Genomic DNA, 22,219 nt, shown 5'->3' with positions numbered 1-22,219 from the left:
TAATTTAATAATAAACCTATAACAAAAAAGAATTTCACGGCGGTTTTTTATAGGCATACCGTGACCCCATTACCGACCCCTTTCGCCAGGCGGAGGTGAATCTACCTTCTTCATCACGTCCGGGGCACACTCCATGAGTAGACGACAACACCTTAAACTTGGCGCCATGGTCCACGGGGTCGGCCATGGCTGGGGCGAATGGCGCCACCCGCAAGCGCTGGCCAATGCCAGTGTTGATTTAGGTTTTTATCAGCAACAGACCCATCTGGCAGAAGCGGCCCGCTTCGACTTTGTGTTTATTGCCGACAGCCTGCACATTCACGAGAAATCCAGCCCGCACTACCTGAATCGCTTCGAACCCTTGACCATTCTGTCCGCACTCGCAGCCACCACCCGGCACATCGGCCTGGTAGCAACGGTCACGGTCAGTTACACCGAGCCGTTCCAGGTCGCTCGCCAGTTTGCCTCGCTGGATCACATCAGCGGCGGCCGGGCTGGCTGGAACGTGGTGACGTCGTGGCTCAGTGGCACCGCCGATAACTTCAGCAAGGGCGAACACCCGCCACATGCGGTGCGCTACCGCATCGCCAAGGAGCATATCGACGTGGTCAAGGGCCTTTGGGATTCCTGGGAAGACGACGCTTTCGCCTACGACAAGCAGAAAGGCGAGTTCTTCACGCCAGGCAAACTGCACGCGCTGAACCACAAGGGCGAATTTTTCTCGGTGAAAGGCCCGCTCAACATCGCCCGGTCGAAGCAGGGTCAGCCGGTGATTTTTCAGGCAGGCACTTCCGAGGCCGGGCGTAACTTCGCCGCTCAGAACTCGGATGCGATCTTTGTTCACGCCGAGAGCTTCGATGAGGCACGCGCCTATTATCAGGACCTGAAACAACGGGCTGGCGGCTTTGGCCGCGATCCGCACGCGCTGTCGATTCTGCCGGGCATTCGCCCGATTGTCGGGCGTGATGAGGCCGAAGTGGAGAGCCGCTATCGCCAGGCCGTGGATCTGGTGACGATCGAAGATGCCATCGTCGCCCTTGGCCGACCGTTCAATGATCATGACTTCAGCCAGTACCCCCTGGACGAACCCTTCCCGGAACTGGGCGATCTGGGCTCCAACAGCCAGAAAGGCGGTTCGGACCGGATCAAGCAACTGGCCAGAGATGAAGGCCTGAGCCTGCGTCAAGTCGCCCTGCGCTTCTCCCTGCCCCGCCGCGACTTCGTCGGCACGCCGGAACAGGTTGCCGACGCGATACAGACATGGTTCGAAGCAGGGGCGGCCGATGGCTTCATCATCAACAGCGTTCTGCCCGATGGTTTGCAGTACTTCACTGAACAGGTGGTGCCGGTGCTGCAGCAGCGCGGGCTGTTCCGTACCGAATACACTGGCAATACGCTGCGTGACAATCTCGGTCTTGAAGTGCCGGCCAATCGTTATGCAAAGGCTGTCGCCCATCAATCGGACGAGGCTGTGGCATGACCCGACTCGTGATAGCCAGCCAACTGGATAATGACTTCAATCAGGTCATCCGCGAGCGGCTTGCAGTGACCCATCCAGAAGCCAGGGTCATCGGCGTACCGGCCGGCGTGCCGAGCGACCTGCCTGCCGAGGTCAGCATTCTGCTGGCGCGCCCTATCAATGTGCATGGTTATGAAGCCCCTGCCTCGCCGCCTCCGGGCTGGCCTTATGGCCTGAAATGGATTCAGGTGGTGTCTTCGGGCATCGACTTCTATCCTGGCTGGCTGTTCGACGGCCCGCCGGTCAGCACCTCGCGGGGCAGCGCGGCAGAAAACATTGCCGAGTTCTCGTTGGCCGCCATTTTCGCTGCTGCCAAACACCTGCCGGACATCTGGGTGCATGACTCGCAATGGAATTTCACTGCACTGACGCCACTCAAGGGCACTACGCTCGGAATTCTCGGCTTCGGCGCCATCGGTAGCAGCCTGGCCGGTAAAGCGCTGGCACTGGGCATCAACGTTGTGGCATTGCGGCAGAGCCAGACACCGTTCGAGGTTGATGGCGTCGAAAGTGCACGCGACATTCACGAGCTTTTTTCCCGCGCCGACCATCTGGTGCTGGCCGCACCGTTGACACCTGCCACACGGCACATCGTCAACGCTGACGTACTGGACAGCGCCAAACCCGGCCTGCACCTGATCAACATCGCCCGTGGTGGGCTGCTTGATCATGAGGCGCTGCTCAATGCACTGGACCGGGGAAACATTGGCCTCGCGTCGCTGGACGTCACCGAACCCGAGCCCCTGCCGGACGGTCATCCCCTGTATGCACACCCCAGAATACGCCTGTCCCCCCACACCTCGGCGATCTCCAGCAACAGCCGCCACGAAATAGCCGACAGCTTTCTGGCCAACCTTGACCGTTTCCTCAGCGGGCAGGCCTTGCAGAATCAGGCTGATCACCAGCGTGGCTACTGACGAAAATCATCGCCATTGCGCTGCGTGGGGATACCACTCCTGACACTCAGTGCCACCTTCAAATACCGAGCGTGCCATGCCCAAACCGATAAAACACACACAAACCGGCTATCGCCGTGCGCTGCTGGCAGGTCTGCTCGCGGGGTTGGCCCTGTGCATCACCCTTCCCGCCGAAGCACAGGAAACGCTGCGAATCGGTTACCAGAAGTCGTCGACGCTGATCACGCTGCTGAAAACACAGGGCACTCTGGAAAAAGCCCTCGCCGCACAGCACGTTGCGGTGACTTGGCATGAGTTTCCGAGTGGCCTGCCACTGCTGGAGGCCTTGAATGTCGGCAACGTGGACATCAGCGCGGATGTGGCGGACACCGTACCGATCTTCGCTCAGGCGGCACAGGCCCGGCTGACCTACTTTGCCCAGGAAGCGGCCTCGCCTTCCGCGCAGGCAATCATCGTCCACAAAAACTCGCCCGTGCGGCAGCTATGGGATCTGAAAGGCAAAAAGGTCGCGGTCACCAAGGCGGCGGGTTCTCACTACCTGCTGATCGCGGCATTGAAAAAGGCCGGTCTGGCATTTTCCGATATTCAGCCCGCCTATCTGTCGCCCGCCGACGGCCGCGCAGCCTTCGAGAACAACAAGGTTGACGCCTGGGTCACCTGGGAACCCTTCCTGACCAGCGCCCAACGGCAATTGCCAACGCGCACTCTGGCTGACGGCAAAGGGCTGGCCAGCTACAAGCGCTATTACCTGACCGGCACCGGCTATGCCAAGGAACACCCACAAGTGCTCAGCGTGGTTTACGAGCAGTTGCACAAGGCAGGCATCTGGCTCAAGGCCAATCCCCGCGACGCCGCAAAGGTGCTGAGTCCTTTGTGGGGCAATCTGGATATCGAAACGGTTGAAATCGCCAACAGCAACCGGGCTTATCAGATCCAGCCAGTCACGCACGATCAACTGGACGAACAACAGCATATCGCCGACGCCTTCTTCGCTGCCGGGCTGCTGCCCAAGGCGGTGGATGCGCAGGATGTGGAGGTCTGGAAGCCTTGAGGGATGAAGGGGCACACCCGCTCGCATGGAGCGAGCATGCCCCTCGATCAGTCTCCGGACTCAAACCCCTGGTGGCGTGGGAAACGCTCCGCGGGCGGTTTCATAAGCCTGCGCGACACGCAACGCCAGGGCATCCTTGAAGCGCGGCGCGACGATCATCATGGCGACTGGCAGTCCCTCGGCCAGACCAGCCGGTATCGACGTGGCCGGGTGGCCGGTCAGGTCGAACGGTGCGGTGTTGGCCAGCATGTTCAACGCGCTGTGCACGTACTCTTCAATCGGCGCGTCGGCGGCGGTCAGTGTGGTGGCCACGAACGGCATGGTCGGCATTACCAGCACGTCGAATTGCTTGAAGGCTTCATCGTATTGGCGGGTGAGTTCCGGCACCAGCATCCGCGCCTTGGCGTAGTACGCACCGTGCAGGTTTTTCAGGCTGTAATGCCCGGTCAGCGCCACGGCACGCACGCTGCTGGATAACGCATCGGCGTGTTCGCGACGCTTGGCGCCGAAGTAACTCATGATCTCGGGGTCGTAATAGCCGTCGACATTCATGCCATAACCGTTGCCTTGCAACATCTGGTAGGCCGCGCCATCGGTGGCGATGACATTCCACATGTCCAGCGCCACTCCGCGGTGCCACGGCGCACTGGCGTCACCGACCGTCGCACCGAGACTTTCCAGTTGCGCCACGGCAGCACGAACCAGTGCGTCGACCTGCGGCTCGGACATGCCGGGAATCGCGAAGCCTTCACGCAGCAGGCCTATTTTCAGGCCTGCAACGCCTTGATCGAGGGTCGCGACGCAGCTGACGGCTGGCGGGTTTTTCTGTCTTGAATCGAGCCCGTCGGCGCCAGCGATCACATCGAGCATAATCGCGCAGTCACGCACGTTATTGGCCATCGGGCCGACATGGTCGATGGTCCGTTCAATCGGGAAGGCGCCGGTGTAAGGCACCAGGCTGTAGGTGGGTTTGTGTCCGACGATGCCGCTCCAGGCCGACGGCATGCGAATCGACCCACCCTGATCGCCACCGATGGCCATGTCCACTTCCTGCAGGGCGACCAGCACGGCGCTGCCGCTGGATGAGCCGCCTGCGTTGCGGGTCAGGTCCCAAGGGTTTTTCACCGCGCCGGTGGCCGAGGTAAAACTGGCTCCGGAGAAGCACAGGTCTTCGCACACCGACTTGCCAATCACCGTCGCACCGGCGGCCAGCAGGCGCTTGACCACCGTGGCGTCTTCGGACGGCACGTAACCATCAAGGCTCAGCGAGCCATTGGCCATGGGCACACCGGCCACCGATACGTTGTCCTTGATGACCACCGTTCTGCCTGCCAGCGGGCCACTGGCAGCACCGGCAATGTGGGTCTTGACGTACCAGGCCCCGTACAGGTTCTCGGCCGCAGCCGGTTTGCTGTGTTCGCGCAACGGCGCCGGCTGGGCGACATGGGCAGCGTATAAGGCATCGATGGCTTCGTAGGAACCCAGAGTTTCGTCTGCGAGACTCAGGAACGACTCCATCTGACTGTCTGACAGGTCGTAGCCATGGTCCTGGGCGGCAATCAGAAAGTCGGCTTTGCTGGGGCGTTTTACGGACATGGTGTTCTCCAGATAACGGTAAGGACAGCCCGGGTTCAGGCAGTCATTGACTGGAGCCGCCTGCGCAGGGCGCGCACAGGCCTGGGCTCGATCCGGAGGACGTCGTTGTCCACGCCGGTCGCCACGCGGTGTTCCATACCTGCCGGTTCAGGGCGTATGGCAACCGTCCGCGCAGAAGAGGATCAGGCGCGGCGCCCGACACTCGAAGCTTGTCTGCAACCTGTCAGGAACAGGCTTGTTGAAACAATTCATGGGCCTTGACCAGCGCCTCGGCGATTTTTTCCACCGGTTCGCGCTTGGCCATGGCCTGATCACGCAGCGCGTTATAGGCATCCGTTTCAGACAGGCCCTTGGTTTCCATCAGGATGATCTTGGCCTGCTGCACGGTGCGCATCACCGCCATGCGCCCTTCCAGGCGCTTGACGTGCTTTTCCCGCTCCCGCGTCTTGCGGGCCTGACTGAGGGTGATGGCCAGAGCGGTCAGCAGGCCGAACGAGCGGACTGGCGACGGAATCACCGAGCAGGCGTTGAGCTGCACCAGCGCCTCGACAATGATCGGGTTTTCATAGGCGATCACCGGAATGATCGGTGGCGTCGAGTGGTGCAGCAGCCAGGGCGTATTGGTCGACAGGCTCTCCGGCGATACCGCCAGTACGATCACATCAGCCTCGCTGTGCAGACGCTCGGGGATCGGCCACTGCACCCGCACCTGACACCCGATGCGCTGCAACTGAGCGATCAGGTTGCGACCGTCTTCGTCATCGGGATGCATCACCAGCACGCTGATATCGCGCAGGTCCTTGATGCCGCCTGCGCTGTCGTTGCGCAAACGTTTCTTGGCGGCACGCAGGGTCATGGACGCCTCCCGGTCAGGCTGGACCAGCCATTGAAGTCAGGCGCCACCGCATAAGGGTCGGGCTTCAGCGCTTTCTGACTCTCGTAAAGGATGTCGAACTGCCCATCGGCATTGGCACGGCCGATCCGCGAGTACAGGTAGGTATGGTGGTTGTGTTCATCGATACGCACCCGTCCCTGCGGCGCGTCGTATTCCAGACCGCGCATGGTCTGCAAAACACTCTCCACGTCGGTACTGCCTGCGCGGGCGATCGCCTTGGCCAGCAGATGGACCTGAAAGTAAGCGGCCTCCCAGCAGCGGTCGGTCACCTGATGCTGGCCAAACATTTCCCGGTACCGGGCGATGCACTGGCGATTGAGCGGCGTGTCGATCGACTGGAAATAGGTCGCGGCCGAAATGTGCCCGGTGCCCAGATGGACGCCCATCTGCTGAATATCGGTTTCGCTGGTGGTAACACTGGCGATCGGCATGACCGCTGGGTCGAAACCGGCATCGGCGTAGGCCTGATACAGGTGCGCCATGGTGTCGCCGACCACTGTCGAAAAGATGAACGAGGGTTTCAGCTCTCTGGCCTTGACCATGAGCCTGGCGAAGTCCTCTGCCCTGGCGTTTTTCAGTGGCAAGTAGTATTCACCCAGCTTGCTGCCACCCCGCTCGTAAAGCAGGTCGCTCATCAACCGATTGGTTTCGTAGGGATAGACGTACTCCGAGCCGATCATCAGCACGCGACTGCCGAAGTGATCGAACATGTAGCTGCCCAGTGGCACCGCGTTGTGGTTCGGCGTGGCGCCGGTGTAGATGATGTTGCGCGAATACTCGAAGCCCTCGTAGTACACCGGATAGAGCAGCAAAGCGTTGTAACGTTCGACGACAGGCAATACGGCCTTGCGTGCCGCCGAGGTGTAGCAACCGAAGAAAAACCGCAGGTTCTCTTCGCGAATCAGCGATTCGACATGCATGGCAAACAGCGCAGGCGTGGAATCCGGATTGCGGGTGATCAGTTCCAGAGAACGGCCATTCACGCCCCCGGCGGCATTGATCTGATGAATTGCAAACTGTGCGCCGCGCATTGTTGAACACTCACCGGCAGCGGTGACGCCGGTATTGGAAAACAGACCTCCTATGCGGATCGACGGGTCAGTCATGCCTATAAACCTTTCACGTGAGATGAGACGCCCGCAGGTGGCCGGGAGCCTGAAAAGAAGACTGAGCGAATAACCGTGGATTCAACGGTGGCTCTCAGGCGGTTGTGCCTGGGGCTGGCGTGACGGCAGTGTCAGGACCAGTCGTGCGAGGGGCCTTCCACACCTGCCGAGAATGGGCGTGTGGCAAGAGACCCTGCGAGGGTGTCGGGCAGGCTCATGCAGGGAGCGGGCCATGCGTGACGAGGCGCGTCGGGGAGAAGCGAATTCGTTGGCGAAGAAGGCCGTGCATTCGTGAGGTTCAGGTCGCCTCGAACATAGCCTTCGCGAACAAGTTCGCTCCTGCAAAAGCACAATATCTCAGTCTATGCATGAGTACATATCGCGAGAAAAAAGGGTCTTCTGCATCACGCTTTTGGTGCGTAGGAGCCCAGTTCGCGCCAAAGCGGCGCATGTCGGTTTGTGCGTGCAATTAATGCAGGGGGGCTCTGCCTGAGGGTTTTGAAACGCGCGCCAAGAGCCGTTTCGCCAGTTGGCATTGCCCTTGCTAAGTTCACCCTGAGACATCGCGCCAGCTGTTTGCCCTACGCCCCTCTTGGCAAGTAGGGAGACACCTCGCGTACGACTGGATCGGACGCAGTTGTCCCGCCAGATTCGGCACAAAAGCCTGACCTCCCGCCCATTGATTTGGCCGGGACGTCGGGCTTTTTTCATTCCTGGGAGATAAGTGAATGCACAACGACAAACGCCGTTTGATCAAGCATGCTCTGTTGCTGGGCGCGATCAGCCTGCTGCCGTTTGCCCTGATCGGTCAGGCGCAGGCGGACGAGGCCGTGAAGGTCGGCATCATCCACTCGCTGACCGGCACCATGGCCATCAGTGAAGCCTCGGTGGTCGACGCGGAAAAACTCGCCATCGAAGAGATCAACGCCAGTGGCGGCGTGATGGGCAAGACCATCGAGCCGATCGTCGAGGACGGTGCCAGCGACTGGCCGACCTTCGCCGAGAAGGCGCGCAAGTTGCTGGAAAACGACCACGTCGCGGTCACCTTTGGCGCGTTCACCTCGGCCTCGCGCAAAGCGGTGCTGCCGGTCTTCGAGCGCAACAAAGGCCTGCTCTACTACCCGACCTTCTATGAAGGGCTGGAGAAATCCCCGGCCATTATCTACACCGGCGCCGAGGCCTCGCAGCAGACCCTGGCGGCCGTTACCTGGCTGATGGCCAACAAGGGCAAGAGCGTCTATCTGGTCGGTTCCGACTACATCTGGCCACGCACCACCAACAAGCTGGCGCGGGCGTCGGTGACCAAACAGGGCGGCTCCATCGTCGGCGAAGACTATCTGCCGCTGGGCGCCATCGAGTTTTCCTCGGTGATCAACAAGATCAAGGCGGCCAAGCCGGACATCGTGCTGTCGACCATCGTCGGCGGCTCCAACGTAGCGTTCTACAAACAGCTCAAGGCTGCGGGTATCGACAGCAGTAACCAGACGCTGATGGGGCTGGCGATCACCGAAGAGGAAGTCACCGGCATCGGTGCGGAAAACCTCGTCGGCTTCCTGACCTGCATGAGCTATTTCCAGAGCCTGAAAAACCCGGTCAACGAGAAATTCGTCCAGGCCTTCAAAACACGCTATGGGCAGCAGCGCGTGGTCGGTGACCCGATGGCAGCGGCGTATACCGCGGTATACCTGTGGAAAAAGGCCGTCGAGAAAGCAGGCAGTTTCGAGGTGCCGAAAGTGATCGCCGCATCCTCGGAAATGACCCTCGATGCGCCTGAAGGCGAGATCAAGGTGCACAAGGACAACCACCACCTGTGGAAGCGTGCGCGCATCGGCACCCTCAATGCGCAGGGCCAGGTCGACGTGATCTACGAGTCGGCACCGATCGAGCCCAACCCCTTTCCGAAACTCTGATTCCGGCCCGGGCGCGATCCGCTTCGCGCCCGCTTTCGTCAATGTGCAGCAACAGGTAGCGACGGCATGACTCTCGATACGCTGGTAATGCAAGTCTTCAGCGGGTTCTCGCTGTTTTCCGTGCTGGTGCTGATGGCACTCGGGCTGACCATCGTGTTCGGCCTGATGGGCGTGATCAACATGGCGCACGGCGAACTGATGGCGATGGGCTCATACATGACCTACGTCACCTCCGTGGTGTTTCAGCGCTACTTTCCCGAGCTCATGGGCTGGTATTTCATCATCGCCATCGGGATGGCCTTTGTGGTGACCTTTGCCTTCGGTCTACTGCTGGAACGCTGCTGCATCCGCTTCATGTACAACCGGCCGCTCGACACCCTGCTGGCGACCTGGGGGCTGTCTCTGGTCCTGCAGCAGCTGTTCCGCCAGGTCTTCGGCCCCAAGGAAGTCAGCGTGCCCACCGTACAGTGGTTGCAGGGCGCATGGAAAATCAGCGACGGGCTGGAGCTGCCCCTCAACCGGATTTTCATCATCGGTCTGACCTTCGTGATAGCCGCTGCGGTGTTCCTGTTTCTCTACCGCAGCCGCTGGGGCCTGCGCATTCGCGCCGTGACCCAGAACCGCGCCATGGCCGGTGCAGCCGGGATCAACACTGCGCGGGTCGACTCGGTGACCTTCGCGCTGGGCTGTGGCCTTGCGGGCATTGCCGGCAGTTCGTTCACCATGCTTGCGTCCACCGGCCCGGTCAGCGGTCAGCAGTACCTGGTGGACACTTTTATCGTCGTCGTGTTCGGCGGCGTGGAAAGCCTGCTGGGCACCTTCCTTTCGGCGTTCGCCATCGGCCAGACCCAGGTTTCGCTGGAATACCTGACCACCGGTTCCATGGCCAAGGCGATCACCCTGCTGGTGGTCATCGTGCTGCTGTTCTTCCGCCCCAACGGCCTGTTCGCCACGAAAGTGAGACGTTGAGATGAATGACATGACTGAAAAGCCGACGCTGCGGCCGCAGGCCTCCGTGTCCGGCGCCGGCAAGCCAGCGGGTGGCTGGTTGACGCTGATCGAGCGCTACAGCCTGATCTGGCTGTCGCTGCTGTTGCTGGTGGCATTGCCGCTGATACTGGGGGATTTTCGCCTCGGTCTGGCCGGCAAATACCTGAGCCTGGCGTTCTGCGCAGTGGGCATGGTGATGATCTGGGGCTACGGCGGCATCCTCAGCCTCGGCCAGGGGATCTTCTTCGGCCTGGGCAGTTACATGATGGCGATGAACCTCAAACTCGAAGCCACCGCCACGGACGAAGCGGCCAGCGCCCTCGCCGCTTTCTACGGCTCGGCACTGCCGGACTTCATGATCTGGAACAGCGTCGAAGCCCTGCCCTGGTGGTGGAAGCCGTTCGAGTCGGCAACCTTTACCCTGGCAGCGATCCTGATCCTGCCCGCACTGCTGGCGTTTCTGTTCAGTTATGCCTACTTCAAAAAGCGCGTGGGCGGCGTGTACTTCTCGATCATTACCCTGTCACTGGCCTCGATCATGTCGATCATGATCATCGGCCAACAGGGCTACACCGGCGGCGTCAATGGCCTGACCGATTTCAAGACGGCCTTCGGCCTGAGCCTGCAGACGCCCCAGACACCCTGGATTCTCTACCTGATCACCACACTGTTGCTGCTGGCCAGCGTCGCGATGTGCGGCTTCATCCTGCGCAGCCGTCTGGGCAAGGTGATCGTGGCGATCCGTGATCGTGAGGACCGGGTGCGTTTCTCGGGCTACAACACTGCGCTGTTCAAGGCCTTCATTTTTGCCGTGGCCGCGCTGATTTCCGCGCTGGGCGGGGTGATGTTCACCTTGCAGGTCGGTCTGGCGTCGCCCTCGCTGGTGGGCATCATTCCGTCCACCGAAATCGTCATCTATGCCGCACTGGGTGGGCGCCTGTCGCTGGTGGGTGCGGTGTACGGCACGCTGTTGATCGGTACGGCAAAAACCTGGCTGTCAGAAAACTTCGTCAGTTTCTGGCAGTACTTCATCGGTTTCCTGTTCATGGCCGTGGTGCTGTTCCTGCCCACCGGGCTGGCCGGGCTGCTGCAGCGCCTGAGCAACAAGGAGACGCAGTCATGAGTGCAATGTTACTGAGTGTCGAAGACCTGACCGTGTCATTCGACGGTTTCAAGGCGGTCGACAACCTCAATTTCTATGTCGAGGAGAACCAGGTGCATGTGGTGATCGGCCCCAACGGTGCGGGCAAGACCACCCTGCTCGACATGATTTGCGGCAAGACCCGCCCGAGTGCCGGCAGCATCCGTTTCAAGGACCTGCAACTGGCCAACATGATCGAGTACCAGATCACCCGCGCTGGCGTGGGCCGCAAGTTTCAGAACCCGTCGGTCTACGAAGACCTCACCGTGCGCGAAAACCTCGACATTTCCTCGCCGGACAAGCGCGGCATCTTCAACTGCCTGTTCGCCGGAAAGAACGCAGCGCTTAACGCCGAAATCGAGCAGACCGCCGAAATGATCTTTCTCAAGGATCAGCTGGAGCGCAAGGCGGGGCTGTTGTCCCACGGCCAGAAGCAGTGGCTGGAGATCGGCATGCTGTTGATGCAGCGCCCGGAACTGCTGCTGCTCGACGAGCCCGTCGCCGGCATGAGCGCCGGCGAGCGGGAGAAAACCGCTGGCCTGCTCAAGCTCATCGCCAAGGGTCGCGCGATGGTCATCATCGAGCACGACATGGAGTTCGTGAAATCGGTGGCCGACAAGGTCACCGTCCTGCATCAGGGCAAGACCCTGGCCTACGGCTCGATGGATCAGGTGCAGAACGATCCTCGCGTCATCGACGTCTACCTGGGGCACTGAACATGCTGAATGTCTCTCACCTCAATGTGTATTACGGCGACAGCCACGTGTTGCGTGACCTCAGCCTGGAGCTGGCGGCAGGCGAGTCACTCGCGGTCATGGGCCGCAACGGCATGGGCAAGACCACGCTGCTCAGAAGCCTGGTCGGCATGCTGCCGATGCGCAGCGGCAGCATCACCCTGGCCGGGCAGGAACTGACCGGCAGCAAAAGCTACGAGCGGGTCGCCGCCGGAGTTGGCTTCGTGCCCCAGGGGCGGATGATCTTTCCCTACCTGAGCGTCGAGGAAAACATTCTGACCGGCATGCAGGGCGCGCCCGCTGCACCGATTCCCGACTACATCTTCGAATACTTCCCGGTGCTGTTCGACATGCGCCGACGCAAGGGCGGCAATCTGTCAGGCGGCCAGCAGCAACAGTTGGCCATCGCCCGCGCGCTGGTCTCCAACCCCAAGGTGTTGATCCTCGATGAGCCCACCGAAGGCATCCAGCCTTCGATCATCAAGGACATCGCCAAAGCCCTCAACCTGCTGAAAAAGGAACGCGGGTTTTCGCTGATTGTTTCCGAGCAGGTGCTGTCGTTCGCCATGGCGGTGGCGGACCGCTACCTGATCATCGAAAAAGGCGAATTCGTGCACAGCGAAGTCCGCGAAACCGTCGACCGCGAGCGCATCCTGCGCTACCTGACAATCTGAGCAACGCACAGGAGCCATCGTCATGCTGATACTCGACCGCATTCTGGGCCAGGCCAGCGACCCTGCCCTCGCCGACCGCCTACATGACCTGAGCCACACCGGTCAGGTGGAAACCCTGAGCCTATCGGGCAATGACATTCAGCGCCATCGCCTGCGTCTGGCCAGCGACCGCGGCACCGACTGCGCAATCCGCCTGGAACGTCACCAACAGCTGCGCAACGGCTCGGTGCTGATGCTCGACAGTCAACGCGCCATCGTCGTGCAAATGCAGGATCAGCAATACCTCGACCTGCAGCCGCGCGACGCGGCCGCCGCGCTGGAACTGGGTTATTTCGCCGGCAACATGCACTGGGCGGTGCGCTTTGCCGGAGACACCTTGCAGATCCCGCTCAACGGCCCGGAAGCTGACTACCTCGAGCGTCTGGCGCCCATGCTCGCGGACGGCCGGGTGCAGCGCGCATGAACGCTTCGAGCAGCCTGTTGCTGGCCCTGCAGCAAGCCGACAGTTTCTTTCCCGGCGGCGCGGTGGCGTGGTCGTGGGGGCTGGAAACGCTGGTCGCTGACGGGCACCTCGGCCACGGCGAAATCATCGCGCCACGACGCCGGCAACGGACTGTTCGCCATAGCCGCAGTGCCGAAGTGCATGGCTTCGTCGAGGGCCAGTTGCGCCATCGCTGGAACAGTTTTGATCGAGTGTTTCTGCTCGCCGCCTGGCACGCGGCTGATGACCTGCCGACGTTGATGGCTCTGGACGCCCGGATCGAAGCGCTGACCCTGGCCGAGGAACTGCGCCAGGGCTCACGACGTGTCGGCCAGGCATTGCTGGGCGTGCATGTCGCGCTGGGCACATCGGGCGCGGCGTCTTATCAGCAGCAGATTCTGGCAGGTCACACACCGGGCCATCTGCCCGTGGTGCAGGGCCTGCTCTGGAACCACCTGGGCATGCACCGCGATCACTGCCAACTGGCTGCCGCGCACGCTTTGTGTACCGGACTGGTCAGCGCCGCGGTGCGCCTCGGGGTCATGGGCCACATCGATGCGCAACGGGTGCTGACCGATATTCAACCGCTGATCACCGAGCTGCTGGCGCAGGAGCCGCCTGAGCCGGACGACGCGTGCGGCTTCACACCCATGGGAGAAATCGCCGTGATGCGCCACGAAACCCAGGACCTGCGCCTGTTTGCCAATTGACCGGCCTTCTACTGACAGCTCTGGAGCCCCCTCATGTTGCTGACCCCTACCGAACTTGAACGACTCACGCTGTACACCGCCGCCGAACTGTCACGCAAACGCCGCAGCAAGGGCCTGCGCCTGAACTTCCCGGAGGCCTCAGCACTGATCGCCGACGAAATCCTCGAAGGCGCGCGTGAAGGTCGCAGCGTCGCCGAGCTGATCGGTTTCGGCTCAACGATCCTCAACACCGATGACGTGATGCCAGGGGTCGCCGACCTGCTGCCGGTGCTGCAGGTCGAGGGCACGTTTCCGGACGGCACCAAACTGGTCACTGTGCATCAACCAATCCGCCCGGGCCAACTGCCGCTGGCAGTCATGCCCACACCGGGGGAGATTCTTGCACCTGACGGCGATATCCACCTGAACGGCGACCGACCGACCGCCACCCTGCGCGCGATCAATACCGGCGACCGGCCAGTGCAGATCGGCAGTCACTATCACTTTTTCGAGGTCAACAAGGCGCTGGATTTCCCGCGTGAACGTGCCTTCGGCATGCACCTGGATATTCCCGCAGGCACGGCCGTGCGCTTCGAACCCGGCGAGCTGCGCGAAGTGCAACTGGTGCAGTTTGGCGGAACTGGCGACATCCACGGCTTCAGTGGCCTGACCAATGGCAACCTGCACGATCCGGCCTGCAAGCTCGCAGCGCTGGAGCGTGCCCGCGCCCAATTCTTCAAAGGAGCCTGAGGCATGGCAACGATGACGCGCAAGGAATACGCCGCCATGTACGGCCCCACGACTGGCGATGCCGTGCGCCTGGGCGACACCTCGCTGCTGGCCGAAGTCGAGTTCGACCACTCGGTACCCGGTGATGAGTGCCTGCACGGCGGTGGCAAGACGCTGCGTGACGGCATGGGCCTGATGCCCGGGCATGACAGCGTTGACGGCGCCCTCGATATGCTGATCTGCAACGCGCTGATCATCGACCCGGTGATCGGCATCGTCAAAGGCGACATCGGTATCAAGGACGGCAAGATCGTGGCCATTGGCAAGGCCGGCAACCCGCAGATCATGGACGGCGTACACCCGCAACTGATCTGCGGCGTCGCCACGACCGTACGCGATGCCGAGGGCCTGATCGTCACCCCCGGCGGCATCGACGTGCACGTGCATTTCGACTCTGCGCAACTCTGCGATCACGCGCTGGCGGCAGGCCTGACCACACTGATCGGCGGCTCGCTGGGGCCGATCACGGTCGGCATCGATTGTGGCGGGGAATGGAACGTCGGCAAGATGCTGCAAGCCGCCGAGGCCTGGCCGATCAACTTCGGTTTTCTGGGACGCGGCAATTCCAGCAAGCCCGAATCGCTACTCGGGCAACTGCGTGGCGGTTGTCTGGGGCTGAAGATCCATGAGGACTGGGGCGCCATGCCCGCGGTGATTGATACCTGCCTGAAAGTCGCCGACGAATACGACTTTCAGGTGCAGTTGCACACCGACACGCTCAATGAATCCGGGTTTCTCGAAGACACGCTGGCGGCCATCGGCGACCGCACCATCCACATGTACCACACCGAAGGTGCAGGTGGCGGGCATGCGCCGGATATCATCAGCGTCGCCGGCAAAAGCAACTGCATCCCCTCCTCGACCAACCCGACCAACCCCTACACCGTGAATACATTCGACGAGCACCTGGACATGATCATGGTCTGTCACCACCTCAATCCGGATGTGCCGGAAGACGTGGCGTTCGCCGAATCGCGGGTGCGCCCGCAGACCATTGCCGCCGAGGACATCCTGCACGACACCGGCGCCATTTCGATCCTGGGCTCCGACAGTCAGGGCATGGGCCGTATCAATGAGGTGATCTGCCGGACCTGGCAACTGGCGTCAAAAATGAAAGACCAGCGCGGTCGCCTGCCGGAAGAAACCACGGCACTGGGCGACAACGAACGGATCAAGCGCTACATCGCCAAATACACCATCAATGCCGCGCGGGTATTCGGCATCGACAGCTACATCGGCTCTCTGGAGCCCGGCAAGCTGGCCGATCTGGTGCTCTGGCGGCCGGCCTTCTTCGGCATCAAGCCGGAACTGGTGGTCAAGGGTGGCTTCATCGTGCACGCCGTAATGGGTGATTCCGCCGCCTCGCTGTACACCTGCGAACCCTTGGTGATGCGCCCGCAATGGGGCGCGTTTGGCGAGGCGAAACAGGCCCTGTCGGTCAACTTCGTCAACCGTCTTGCGGTCGAGGCCGACACCGCCACGCGGCTGGGGCTCAAAAAGCAACTGCTGCCCGCGTTCGGCACTCGCACCCTGCGCAAGTCCGACATGCTGCACAACGATGCCTGCCCGGACATCCGCGTCGATCCGCAGACTTTCGATGTGTACGCCGACGGCGAGCGCCTGCACTGCGAGCCGGTCAGCGAAGTGCCACTTGCGCAGCGCTACATGCTGCGTTGAAACCCACCCCGCAGAGGAAACCCGACAATGAGCCTGCCCTTGAACGCATCTGCCCCGCACACCGATGCCCACCCCCATCCCGGCGCTGCTCGCGTGGGCATCGGCGGCCCGGTGGGCTCGGGCAAAACCCGCCTGCTGGAACAATTGATTCCGCGCTTCATCGCGCGTGGTACCGAGCTGGCGATCATCACCAATGACCTTGCGACCCGTGAGGATGCCGAGCGTGTGCAGCGCAGCGGGCTGATCGACCCGCAGCGGGTTCGTGCGGTGGAAACCGGTGCCTGCCCGCACACCGCCATTCGTGAAGACCCGACCCTCAACCTGCAAATGGCCGATGAGCTGGAAGCGCGCTTCGGTAATCTTGATCTGGTGCTGATCGAATCGGGCGGCGACAACCTGGCCTCGACCTTTTCGCTGGATCTGGTGGACTACTGGATTTTCGTCATCGATGTCGCAGGCGGCGACGATATCCCGCGCAAACGCGGCCCCGGCGTTTTGAGCTGCGACCTGCTGGTGGTCAATAAATACGACCTGGCACCCTATGTGGGCGTCGACCTGCCGCGCATGCGGCGCGAGTCAGCGCAAGCGCGCAACGGCCAGCCGGTGCTGTTTACCAACTGCAACACCGGCGAAGGCGTCGACGCGGTGGTGGACGCGATAAGCCGTGCCGTGTTGTTCGACCGCACATGAACGCCCATCAATCGTCACTGCCCGCACAGACGAAAAGCACGGCACATATCGCCTTCAGCAAAGCGCCTTCCGGGGACAGTTATGTGTCTCGTCAGGAAGTCGGCTACCCCTTCCATCTGGGACGTACCCTGACCCTGCCGCAAGACCCGCCCGGCATGGCGGCGGTCTACCTGCAATCGTGTTCGGGAGGCTTGTTCGCCGGGGAACAACTGCACCTGCATCTGCACGCAGGACCAGGCACCCAAGTGCACGTCAGCACCGGCGCTGCGACGGTCGCGCACAGCATGCTCGAGCAGTCGGCGCGGCAGACCGTGACACTGGTCGCCGAAGCCGATGCGCTGTTGGAGTACCTGCCGATGGCCACTATTCTGTTTCCACAGACGCGGCTGCATAGCCAGGTAAACGTAACGTTGCACCCCGGTGCAAGAGTGCTGCTGTGCGACGCATTCTGCCTGCATACACCTCACGGCAGCGAGGGACTGCCCGACTTTTACCGCGCCGACCTGCAGGTCTACAGCCCGGCCGGAAAATTGCTGGCCGGTGACCGGCTGGCAATAACCGGCGCAGACCTGCAACGCCGACTGCCCGGCGTGAGCGGACAACGGCAAGCCTTGGCAACGTTCATGCTGGTGGGTCAGGGTTTGCCGATAGAGGATTTGAAACGGACGTTGCGCGAAGCGTTACACGACGTTGCCGATAGCTACCAGGGCGTCAGCGCACTGCCGAACGATTGCGGCGTGTCCGTACGCGTGATGAGCGCCGATGCAGTGGCGTTGCGTAATGCGCTGCATCTGGCCTGGGCGTGCGTTCGGCAGCAATTGACAGGACTTGCGCCGCGGGTGCGGCGCAAGTGAGCAGTCAGGCCTTTGCAGAGCACTTTCCAGGCTCAAACGACTTACGGCTTGCCTTCCCAGCGCCGAAAGAGAACGCTGGCATTGACTCCGCCGAATCCGGTAAGGCGAGATTACTATCAGCAGGACGAGCGGATCTTGCAACGCCAGCACTGAACGAATGTGCGGCAGTCGATTTTGTAGAACTGATCGCAAAGCCACTCCGCCTTTAAGCGTAACGATTCATGATCAGATCCCCTTCATCTCTGTGCCAGTTGAGGCATGACTGCTGGAATTTCGGGGTAGCGATCCTCTGTCCGGACGGATTTTGAACCAGATCGAATACATCGCTGGCAGGAAGACCAGCGTCATGACAGTCCCGCCGAGAGTGCCTCCGATCAGCGTGTAGGCAAGCGTGCCCCAGAACACCGAATGGGTCAGAGGAATGAACGCCAGGATCGCCGCCAGTGCCGTGAGCAGCACCGGGCGTGCGCGCTGTACGGTCGCTTCAACCACCGCATGAAACGGGTCGAGCCCTTGCTTTTCGTTATGGTCGATTTGCCCGATCAGGATCAAGGTATTGCGCATCAGAATGCCGGACAGCGCGATCAGCCCGACCAGGGCGTTGATACCGAACGGCTGATTGAACAGAAGCAGTGTCGGTACAACACCGATCAACCCGAGCGGCGCGGTGAAAAACACCATCATCATCGCCGACATCGAACGCACTTGAAGGATGATGATCAGCAAGGTGACGGCAATCATGATCGGAAACAGCGGCGCCAATGCCACAGTGGCCTTTGCCGACTCCTCTATCGATCCGGCCTGCTCGATCCGATAGCCCTGCGGAAGGCTGTCGATGATGGGTTGCAGTGCTTTCATGATCCCGGCGGAGACATCCGGCGGTTGCAGATCTTGCGCAATATCACCGCGCACGGTGATGGTCGGCACACGATCTCTACGGCGCAGAATCGGGTCTTCCATGCGCACTTCGACCACTCCGGCCTGCGACAAAGGAATACGCTGACCGGCAGCCCCCACCAGCGTAAAACCCTCGATCTTCGCAGGGTCCAGGCGGATGTCACCTGCCGCCCTGCCCATCACGTCCACTGAACGGATATCTTCGCGGACAGACGTGACAGGGATACCTGAGAGCAGGAACTGCAATTGCCGGGCAACTGCGCTCGAGGTCAGCCCGACGGCCTGCAAACGGTCCTGATCCAGAGAGAAATGCAGCGTGGGCACCCGTGTTCCCCAATCGCTGTTGACGGTACGCATCATCGGACTCGCCGCCATCACGGTTTCGACCCGCGTGGCGATCTCGCGCAATGTGTCAGGGGCTGGCCCGCTCACGCGATACGCCACGGGAAACGGTGAGTAAGGACCGAACACGAGCTGTGTGACCCGGACCCGGGCTTCAGGTGCAAGCCCGTCAGCAACAGCCTGACGAATCCGCAGCTTGAGCGCCTCACGTGCTTCCTGGCTTTCAGTCAGTACAACGATCTTTGCAAACGACGGGTCGGGCAGCTCCGGCGCCATTGCCAGATAAAAGCGTGGCGAGCCCTGGCCGATGTAGGACGTGACGATCTTCGCGGCATCCTGCTTGTGCAGCCACGCCTCGACCTTGGCGGTGGTGGCGCTGGTCTGCTCGATGGACGTGCCATAGGGCATCTGCACTTCGATCAGTACTTCCGGGCGATCGGAGGTCGGGAAGAATTGTTTCTTGACTGCCCCCATTCCGAGAATCGCCACCACAAATGCAGCGATCACCGCACCCGCCACCCACCACTTCCTGGCAATGACATGGGCCAGAGCCCGTCTGAAACGATTGTAATGCGCCGTGTCGTAGATGGCAGCGTGTCCGCCTTCAACCGGCTTGATTCCCGGCAGCATCTTCACCCCCAGATAAGGTGTGAAGACCACTGCAACTATCCATGAGGCAATCAAGGCGATGCCGACAATCCAGAACATGTTGCTGGTGTACTCGCCGGCAGTCGACTGCGCAAAGCCATTGGGCATGAAGCCGACAGCGGTCACCAGGGTACCGGCAAGCATGGGCGCCGCTGTGTGGCTCCAGGCATAGGCTGACGCCTTGATCCGGTCGTAGCCCTCCTCCATCTTCACCACCATCATTTCGATGGCAATGATTGCGTCGTCCACCAACAGGCCCAGCGCCAGGATCAGTGATCCCAGGGTAATACGATCGAAGTTCTTGCCCGTCGCTTCCATCACGACGAAGACAATGGCCAGCGTCAGCGGTACGGCTGCAGCGACCACCACACCGACTCGCCAGCCCATGCTGAGAAAGCACACCAGCATCACGACAAGCAAGGCGACGAAGAATTTGATCATGAACTCGTCAACGGCCGAACCGATGTTCACCGACTGGTCAGTGACTTTTGAAAGCGTCATTCCCAAGGGCATGCCTTGGTTGATTCTGACCGTTTCTGCGTCCAGCGCCTTGCCCAGGTCCAGACCGTTCCAACCGTCGCGCATCACGATGCCCAGCAACAGGGCCGGCTCACCCTGATTGCGGACCAGAAAGGTCGCGGGGTCTTCATAGCCGCGCTCCACTGTCGCCACATCCTGAAGCTTCAGCGTTTTACCCCGCGCCACAATCGGCGTGTTGCGGATGTTCTCAAGCGTGTCGAAGGCGCCGTCAAGACGCAGAAACACCTGCGGTCCGCTGGTTTCAATCGAACCGGCAGGCGTCAGGACGTTCTGGTCGTTGAGCGCCGAAAAAATGTCCTGAGGAGCGATACCCAACGTTGCCAGCCGCTCATGGGAGAACGACACGAAAATTCGTTCGGCTTGCTCGCCGATGATATTGATCTTCTTCACGCCCGGCACATGCAGCAGACGCTGGCGCAGTGACTCGGCATCGCGTACCAGCAGTCGCTGCGGCTCACCTTTGGCTTTCAACGCAAACAGCGCAAAGGTCACATCCGAAAATTCATCATTGACCATCGGACCAATGACCCCTGCGGGCAAGGACTTCGCGGCATCACTGAGTTTCTTGCGCGCCTGATAAAACTCTTCCTGCACCTGAGAAGGTGGCGTCTTGTCTTGGAATGAAACCATAGTGAATGCCAGACCTGGCCGGGTGTAGGTCTCGCTACGGTCGTACCACTTCAATTCCTGCATACGTTTTTCAAGCGGCTCGGCGACCTGATCCTGCATCTCCTGAGCGGTTGCGCCAGGCCACGCAGAAATAACGGTCATTTGCTTGACGGTGAAAGGCGGATCTTCCGCACGCCCCAGTTTGAAAAATGAAAGCGTACCGGCCACGCCGATCAAAATAATCAGAAACAGCGTGATGGCGCGTTCGCGAACGGCCAGTGCAGAAAGGTTGAAGCGTCCCGGATTCATGGTTGCGCCTCAGCGGTGATACCACCCTGCTGCACGCGCACTTGCTCACCGTCGTGAAGTAAATGCGTGCCCAATGCCACGACCTGCTCACCGGCCTCGAGACCACCACTCACGTTTGCCGAATCGTCACTCACACCCAGCAGCTGTACGGCGCGCCAGGTGACTTGTGCAGGCGTACCTGCAATGACCCAGACACCTGGGCCTCGACCGGGGTCATGCAGAGCGGCAATGGGTATCGCCAGCGACTGCCGGGCAGGCTTGCCAGCGGCGATATCGAGGGACACCGTTGACCCCAGAGGCGCACTGACGTTTGAGCCTTCAAGCACATACCTGGCTTCAAACGTACGCGTCAGCGGGTCTGCGGCGTCAGAGAGCAGCCGCAACCTTGCCGGTATGACGCGCGCACTGTCGCCATACAGTCTGGCCTCAGCCCGATCACCCATCGCCGGCCGCAAGGTTTCAGGCAGATGGACAATGGCTTCGCGTGGCCCGGCCTTTGCCAGCCTGACCACGGGCTGGCCTGCGCTGACGACCTGCCCAGGCTCGACCAAAGTGTCGACCACCACGCCGTCGGCGTCCGCCAGTAAGACGGCGTACCCGCTTGCGTTACGTGCCACGCTGGCCTGCGCTTGTGCAGCATTCAGTTCTGCCTTGGCGGTGTCGGCCAGGGATTTGATCCTGTCGTAAGCGGAAGCGGATATCGCACCAGCGACGACCAGGTCACGGTTGCGCGCTTCGTCATCGGCGGTCTGCCTGGCGCGCGCCACAGCAGCGGCAACCGCCTGCTGTTGGGCCTGAGCCTGAAGACCAAGGTCAACGGGATCCAGGCGCATCAGCGGCTCACCGCGCTTGACGGTCTGGCCGGTATCAACCAGGCGCTCGAGCACCTTCCCGGAAACCCGAAACCCCAGTTCGCTCTGAACCCGAGCGACCACAACCCCGGTGAACGAACGGGAAGCTTGATCAGCACTTGCAACAGTGGCCGCCCTCACCAGAGGCGGCTGGGTACGTGGATCGCGCACGCCGGATGACTCGCTGCACGCAGCCAGGAACAGAGGCAATAACAACAAGACGGTGGTGTTGGGTCTGGACAGGAGCATGGGATCCCTTACTTGAAATCAAGTGAGCAGGGAAACGATTCTCCGTAAAGTGACCAAATTA

At 61.2% G+C, this 22,219-nt stretch carries 19 protein-coding genes; 14 read left to right on the top strand and 5 right to left on the bottom strand.

Features of this window, described 5'->3' with window-relative positions:
* The first annotated feature begins 133 nt into the window (after window positions 1-133).
* The 3 genes from KUIN1_RS11595 (at window position 134) to KUIN1_RS11585 (ending at window position 3,487) form a co-directional block, all read left to right on the top strand.
* A complete protein-coding gene (locus tag KUIN1_RS11595; RefSeq protein WP_024642892.1) occupies window positions 134-1,480 on the top strand; it encodes an LLM class flavin-dependent oxidoreductase in 1,347 nt (448 codons plus the stop codon).
* Window positions 1,477-2,436 (top strand): D-isomer specific 2-hydroxyacid dehydrogenase family protein, encoded by a 960-nt coding sequence (locus KUIN1_RS11590; RefSeq protein WP_060405983.1) that lies wholly within the window; start codon window positions 1,477-1,479, stop codon window positions 2,434-2,436. Before KUIN1_RS11595 ends, KUIN1_RS11590 begins: the two co-directional genes overlap by 4 nt.
* A 76-nt stretch (window positions 2,437-2,512) precedes the next feature.
* Window positions 2,513-3,487 carry an aliphatic sulfonate ABC transporter substrate-binding protein gene (locus KUIN1_RS11585; protein ID WP_032653873.1) on the top strand — a complete coding sequence of 325 codons (975 nt, stop codon included), beginning with the start codon at window positions 2,513-2,515 and terminating at the stop codon, window positions 3,485-3,487.
* A gap of 60 nt (window positions 3,488-3,547) precedes the next feature.
* On the opposite strand, the gene KUIN1_RS11580 is transcribed toward KUIN1_RS11585, so the two are convergent.
* The 3 genes from KUIN1_RS11580 to KUIN1_RS11570 all read right to left on the bottom strand — a co-directional run bounded on the left by KUIN1_RS11580 (window position 3,548) and on the right by KUIN1_RS11570 (window position 7,084).
* Window positions 3,548-5,083: an amidase gene (locus tag KUIN1_RS11580; RefSeq protein ID WP_032620828.1), complete on the bottom strand. Its 1,536-nt coding sequence runs from the start codon at window positions 5,081-5,083 to the stop codon at window positions 3,548-3,550.
* 223 nt (window positions 5,084-5,306) lie between these two features.
* Complete coding sequence (locus KUIN1_RS11575) at window positions 5,307-5,939, bottom strand: ANTAR domain-containing response regulator (RefSeq protein WP_003407311.1); 633 nt, start codon at window positions 5,937-5,939, stop codon at window positions 5,307-5,309.
* Complete coding sequence (locus KUIN1_RS11570; protein WP_011267506.1) at window positions 5,936-7,084, bottom strand: transporter substrate-binding domain-containing protein; 1,149 nt, start codon at window positions 7,082-7,084, stop codon at window positions 5,936-5,938. Before KUIN1_RS11570 ends, KUIN1_RS11575 begins: the two co-directional genes overlap by 4 nt.
* Before the next feature lie 728 nt (window positions 7,085-7,812).
* On the opposite strand from KUIN1_RS11570, the gene urtA reads away from it, so the two are divergent.
* From urtA to KUIN1_RS11510, 11 genes are all read left to right on the top strand, one after another.
* A complete protein-coding gene (urtA, locus tag KUIN1_RS11560; protein WP_011267505.1) occupies window positions 7,813-8,994 on the top strand; it encodes an urea ABC transporter substrate-binding protein in 1,182 nt (393 codons plus the stop codon).
* 66 nt (window positions 8,995-9,060) lie between these two features.
* Complete coding sequence (gene urtB, locus KUIN1_RS11555) at window positions 9,061-9,963, top strand: urea ABC transporter permease subunit UrtB (protein WP_058399467.1); 903 nt, start codon at window positions 9,061-9,063, stop codon at window positions 9,961-9,963.
* 1 nt (window position 9,964) lies between these two features.
* On the top strand, window positions 9,965-11,107 hold the full coding sequence (urtC, locus tag KUIN1_RS11550) for an urea ABC transporter permease subunit UrtC (RefSeq protein ID WP_024652284.1): 1,143 nt from the start codon (window positions 9,965-9,967) through the stop codon (window positions 11,105-11,107).
* The gene (gene urtD / locus KUIN1_RS11545) at window positions 11,104-11,841 is read left to right on the top strand and encodes an urea ABC transporter ATP-binding protein UrtD (RefSeq protein ID WP_024652283.1); all 738 of its coding nucleotides are present in this window, start codon (window positions 11,104-11,106) and stop codon (window positions 11,839-11,841) included. Before urtC ends, urtD begins: the two co-directional genes overlap by 4 nt.
* Window positions 11,842-11,843: 2 nt before the next feature.
* A complete protein-coding gene (gene urtE, locus KUIN1_RS11540; protein WP_011267501.1) occupies window positions 11,844-12,533 on the top strand; it encodes an urea ABC transporter ATP-binding subunit UrtE in 690 nt (229 codons plus the stop codon).
* Between the two features lie 22 nt (window positions 12,534-12,555).
* Window positions 12,556-12,996, top strand: coding sequence for an urease accessory protein UreE (ureE, locus tag KUIN1_RS11535; protein ID WP_024652282.1), 441 nt, complete (start codon window positions 12,556-12,558; stop codon window positions 12,994-12,996).
* Window positions 12,993-13,724, top strand: a complete 732-nt coding sequence (locus tag KUIN1_RS11530; protein WP_024652281.1) for an urease accessory protein UreF — start codon at window positions 12,993-12,995, stop codon at window positions 13,722-13,724. Before ureE ends, KUIN1_RS11530 begins: the two co-directional genes overlap by 4 nt.
* Before the next feature lie 33 nt (window positions 13,725-13,757).
* Window positions 13,758-14,453 (top strand): urease subunit beta, encoded by a 696-nt coding sequence (locus KUIN1_RS11525; RefSeq protein ID WP_011267498.1) that lies wholly within the window; start codon window positions 13,758-13,760, stop codon window positions 14,451-14,453.
* A gap of 3 nt (window positions 14,454-14,456) precedes the next feature.
* Window positions 14,457-16,169 carry an urease subunit alpha gene (ureC, locus tag KUIN1_RS11520; protein WP_011267497.1) on the top strand — a complete coding sequence of 571 codons (1,713 nt, stop codon included), beginning with the start codon at window positions 14,457-14,459 and terminating at the stop codon, window positions 16,167-16,169.
* 27 nt (window positions 16,170-16,196) lie between these two features.
* Window positions 16,197-16,859 (top strand): urease accessory protein UreG, encoded by a 663-nt coding sequence (gene ureG / locus KUIN1_RS11515; protein WP_003407338.1) that lies wholly within the window; start codon window positions 16,197-16,199, stop codon window positions 16,857-16,859.
* Window positions 16,856-17,713 carry an urease accessory protein UreD gene (locus KUIN1_RS11510; RefSeq protein WP_024652280.1) on the top strand — a complete coding sequence of 286 codons (858 nt, stop codon included), beginning with the start codon at window positions 16,856-16,858 and terminating at the stop codon, window positions 17,711-17,713. The genes ureG and KUIN1_RS11510 overlap by 4 nt, the downstream gene beginning before the upstream one ends.
* 225 nt (window positions 17,714-17,938) lie before the next feature.
* Here KUIN1_RS11510 and KUIN1_RS11505 read toward each other — a convergent pair whose 3' ends face one another.
* Together KUIN1_RS11505 and KUIN1_RS11500 are read right to left on the bottom strand one after the other, a co-directional pair.
* Entirely contained in the window at window positions 17,939-21,058 is a 3,120-nt protein-coding gene (locus KUIN1_RS11505) for an efflux RND transporter permease subunit (protein ID WP_024652279.1), read from the bottom strand.
* Window positions 21,055-22,158: an efflux RND transporter periplasmic adaptor subunit gene (locus tag KUIN1_RS11500; RefSeq protein WP_011267493.1), complete on the bottom strand. Its 1,104-nt coding sequence runs from the start codon at window positions 22,156-22,158 to the stop codon at window positions 21,055-21,057. Before KUIN1_RS11500 ends, KUIN1_RS11505 begins: the two co-directional genes overlap by 4 nt.
* Window positions 22,159-22,219 lie beyond the last annotated feature (61 nt).

Origin of the sequence: Pseudomonas sp. KUIN-1 (genome assembly GCF_009176725.1) — a bacterium.
GTDB lineage: Bacteria > Pseudomonadota > Gammaproteobacteria > Pseudomonadales > Pseudomonadaceae > Aquipseudomonas > Aquipseudomonas fragariae.
Note: the sequence above shows the minus strand (reverse complement) of the source record. Positions and strands in the feature narration are given on the sequence as shown.

What these genes read in the sequence shown, in the direction of transcription:
- KUIN1_RS11505 (WP_024652279.1), bottom strand. Translation starts at nt 21,058, where the DNA reads ATGAATCCGGGACGCTTCAACCTTTCTGCACTGGCCGTTCGCGAACGC.
- ureG (WP_003407338.1), top strand. Translation starts at nt 16,197, where the DNA reads ATGAGCCTGCCCTTGAACGCATCTGCCCCGCACACCGATGCCCACCCC.
- KUIN1_RS11530 (WP_024652281.1), top strand. Translation starts at nt 12,993, where the DNA reads ATGAACGCTTCGAGCAGCCTGTTGCTGGCCCTGCAGCAAGCCGACAGT.
- KUIN1_RS11500 (WP_011267493.1), bottom strand. Translation starts at nt 22,158, where the DNA reads ATGCTCCTGTCCAGACCCAACACCACCGTCTTGTTGTTATTGCCTCTG.
- KUIN1_RS11570 (WP_011267506.1), bottom strand. Translation starts at nt 7,084, where the DNA reads ATGACTGACCCGTCGATCCGCATAGGAGGTCTGTTTTCCAATACCGGC.
- ureC (WP_011267497.1), top strand. Translation starts at nt 14,457, where the DNA reads ATGGCAACGATGACGCGCAAGGAATACGCCGCCATGTACGGCCCCACG.
- urtA (WP_011267505.1), top strand. Translation starts at nt 7,813, where the DNA reads ATGCACAACGACAAACGCCGTTTGATCAAGCATGCTCTGTTGCTGGGC.
- urtC (WP_024652284.1), top strand. Translation starts at nt 9,965, where the DNA reads ATGAATGACATGACTGAAAAGCCGACGCTGCGGCCGCAGGCCTCCGTG.
- KUIN1_RS11525 (WP_011267498.1), top strand. Translation starts at nt 13,758, where the DNA reads ATGTTGCTGACCCCTACCGAACTTGAACGACTCACGCTGTACACCGCC.
- urtE (WP_011267501.1), top strand. Translation starts at nt 11,844, where the DNA reads ATGCTGAATGTCTCTCACCTCAATGTGTATTACGGCGACAGCCACGTG.
- KUIN1_RS11595 (WP_024642892.1), top strand. Translation starts at nt 134, where the DNA reads ATGAGTAGACGACAACACCTTAAACTTGGCGCCATGGTCCACGGGGTC.
- KUIN1_RS11585 (WP_032653873.1), top strand. Translation starts at nt 2,513, where the DNA reads ATGCCCAAACCGATAAAACACACACAAACCGGCTATCGCCGTGCGCTG.
- KUIN1_RS11575 (WP_003407311.1), bottom strand. Translation starts at nt 5,939, where the DNA reads ATGACCCTGCGTGCCGCCAAGAAACGTTTGCGCAACGACAGCGCAGGC.
- KUIN1_RS11510 (WP_024652280.1), top strand. Translation starts at nt 16,856, where the DNA reads ATGAACGCCCATCAATCGTCACTGCCCGCACAGACGAAAAGCACGGCA.
- KUIN1_RS11580 (WP_032620828.1), bottom strand. Translation starts at nt 5,083, where the DNA reads ATGTCCGTAAAACGCCCCAGCAAAGCCGACTTTCTGATTGCCGCCCAG.
- urtD (WP_024652283.1), top strand. Translation starts at nt 11,104, where the DNA reads ATGAGTGCAATGTTACTGAGTGTCGAAGACCTGACCGTGTCATTCGAC.
- ureE (WP_024652282.1), top strand. Translation starts at nt 12,556, where the DNA reads ATGCTGATACTCGACCGCATTCTGGGCCAGGCCAGCGACCCTGCCCTC.
- KUIN1_RS11590 (WP_060405983.1), top strand. Translation starts at nt 1,477, where the DNA reads ATGACCCGACTCGTGATAGCCAGCCAACTGGATAATGACTTCAATCAG.
- urtB (WP_058399467.1), top strand. Translation starts at nt 9,061, where the DNA reads ATGACTCTCGATACGCTGGTAATGCAAGTCTTCAGCGGGTTCTCGCTG.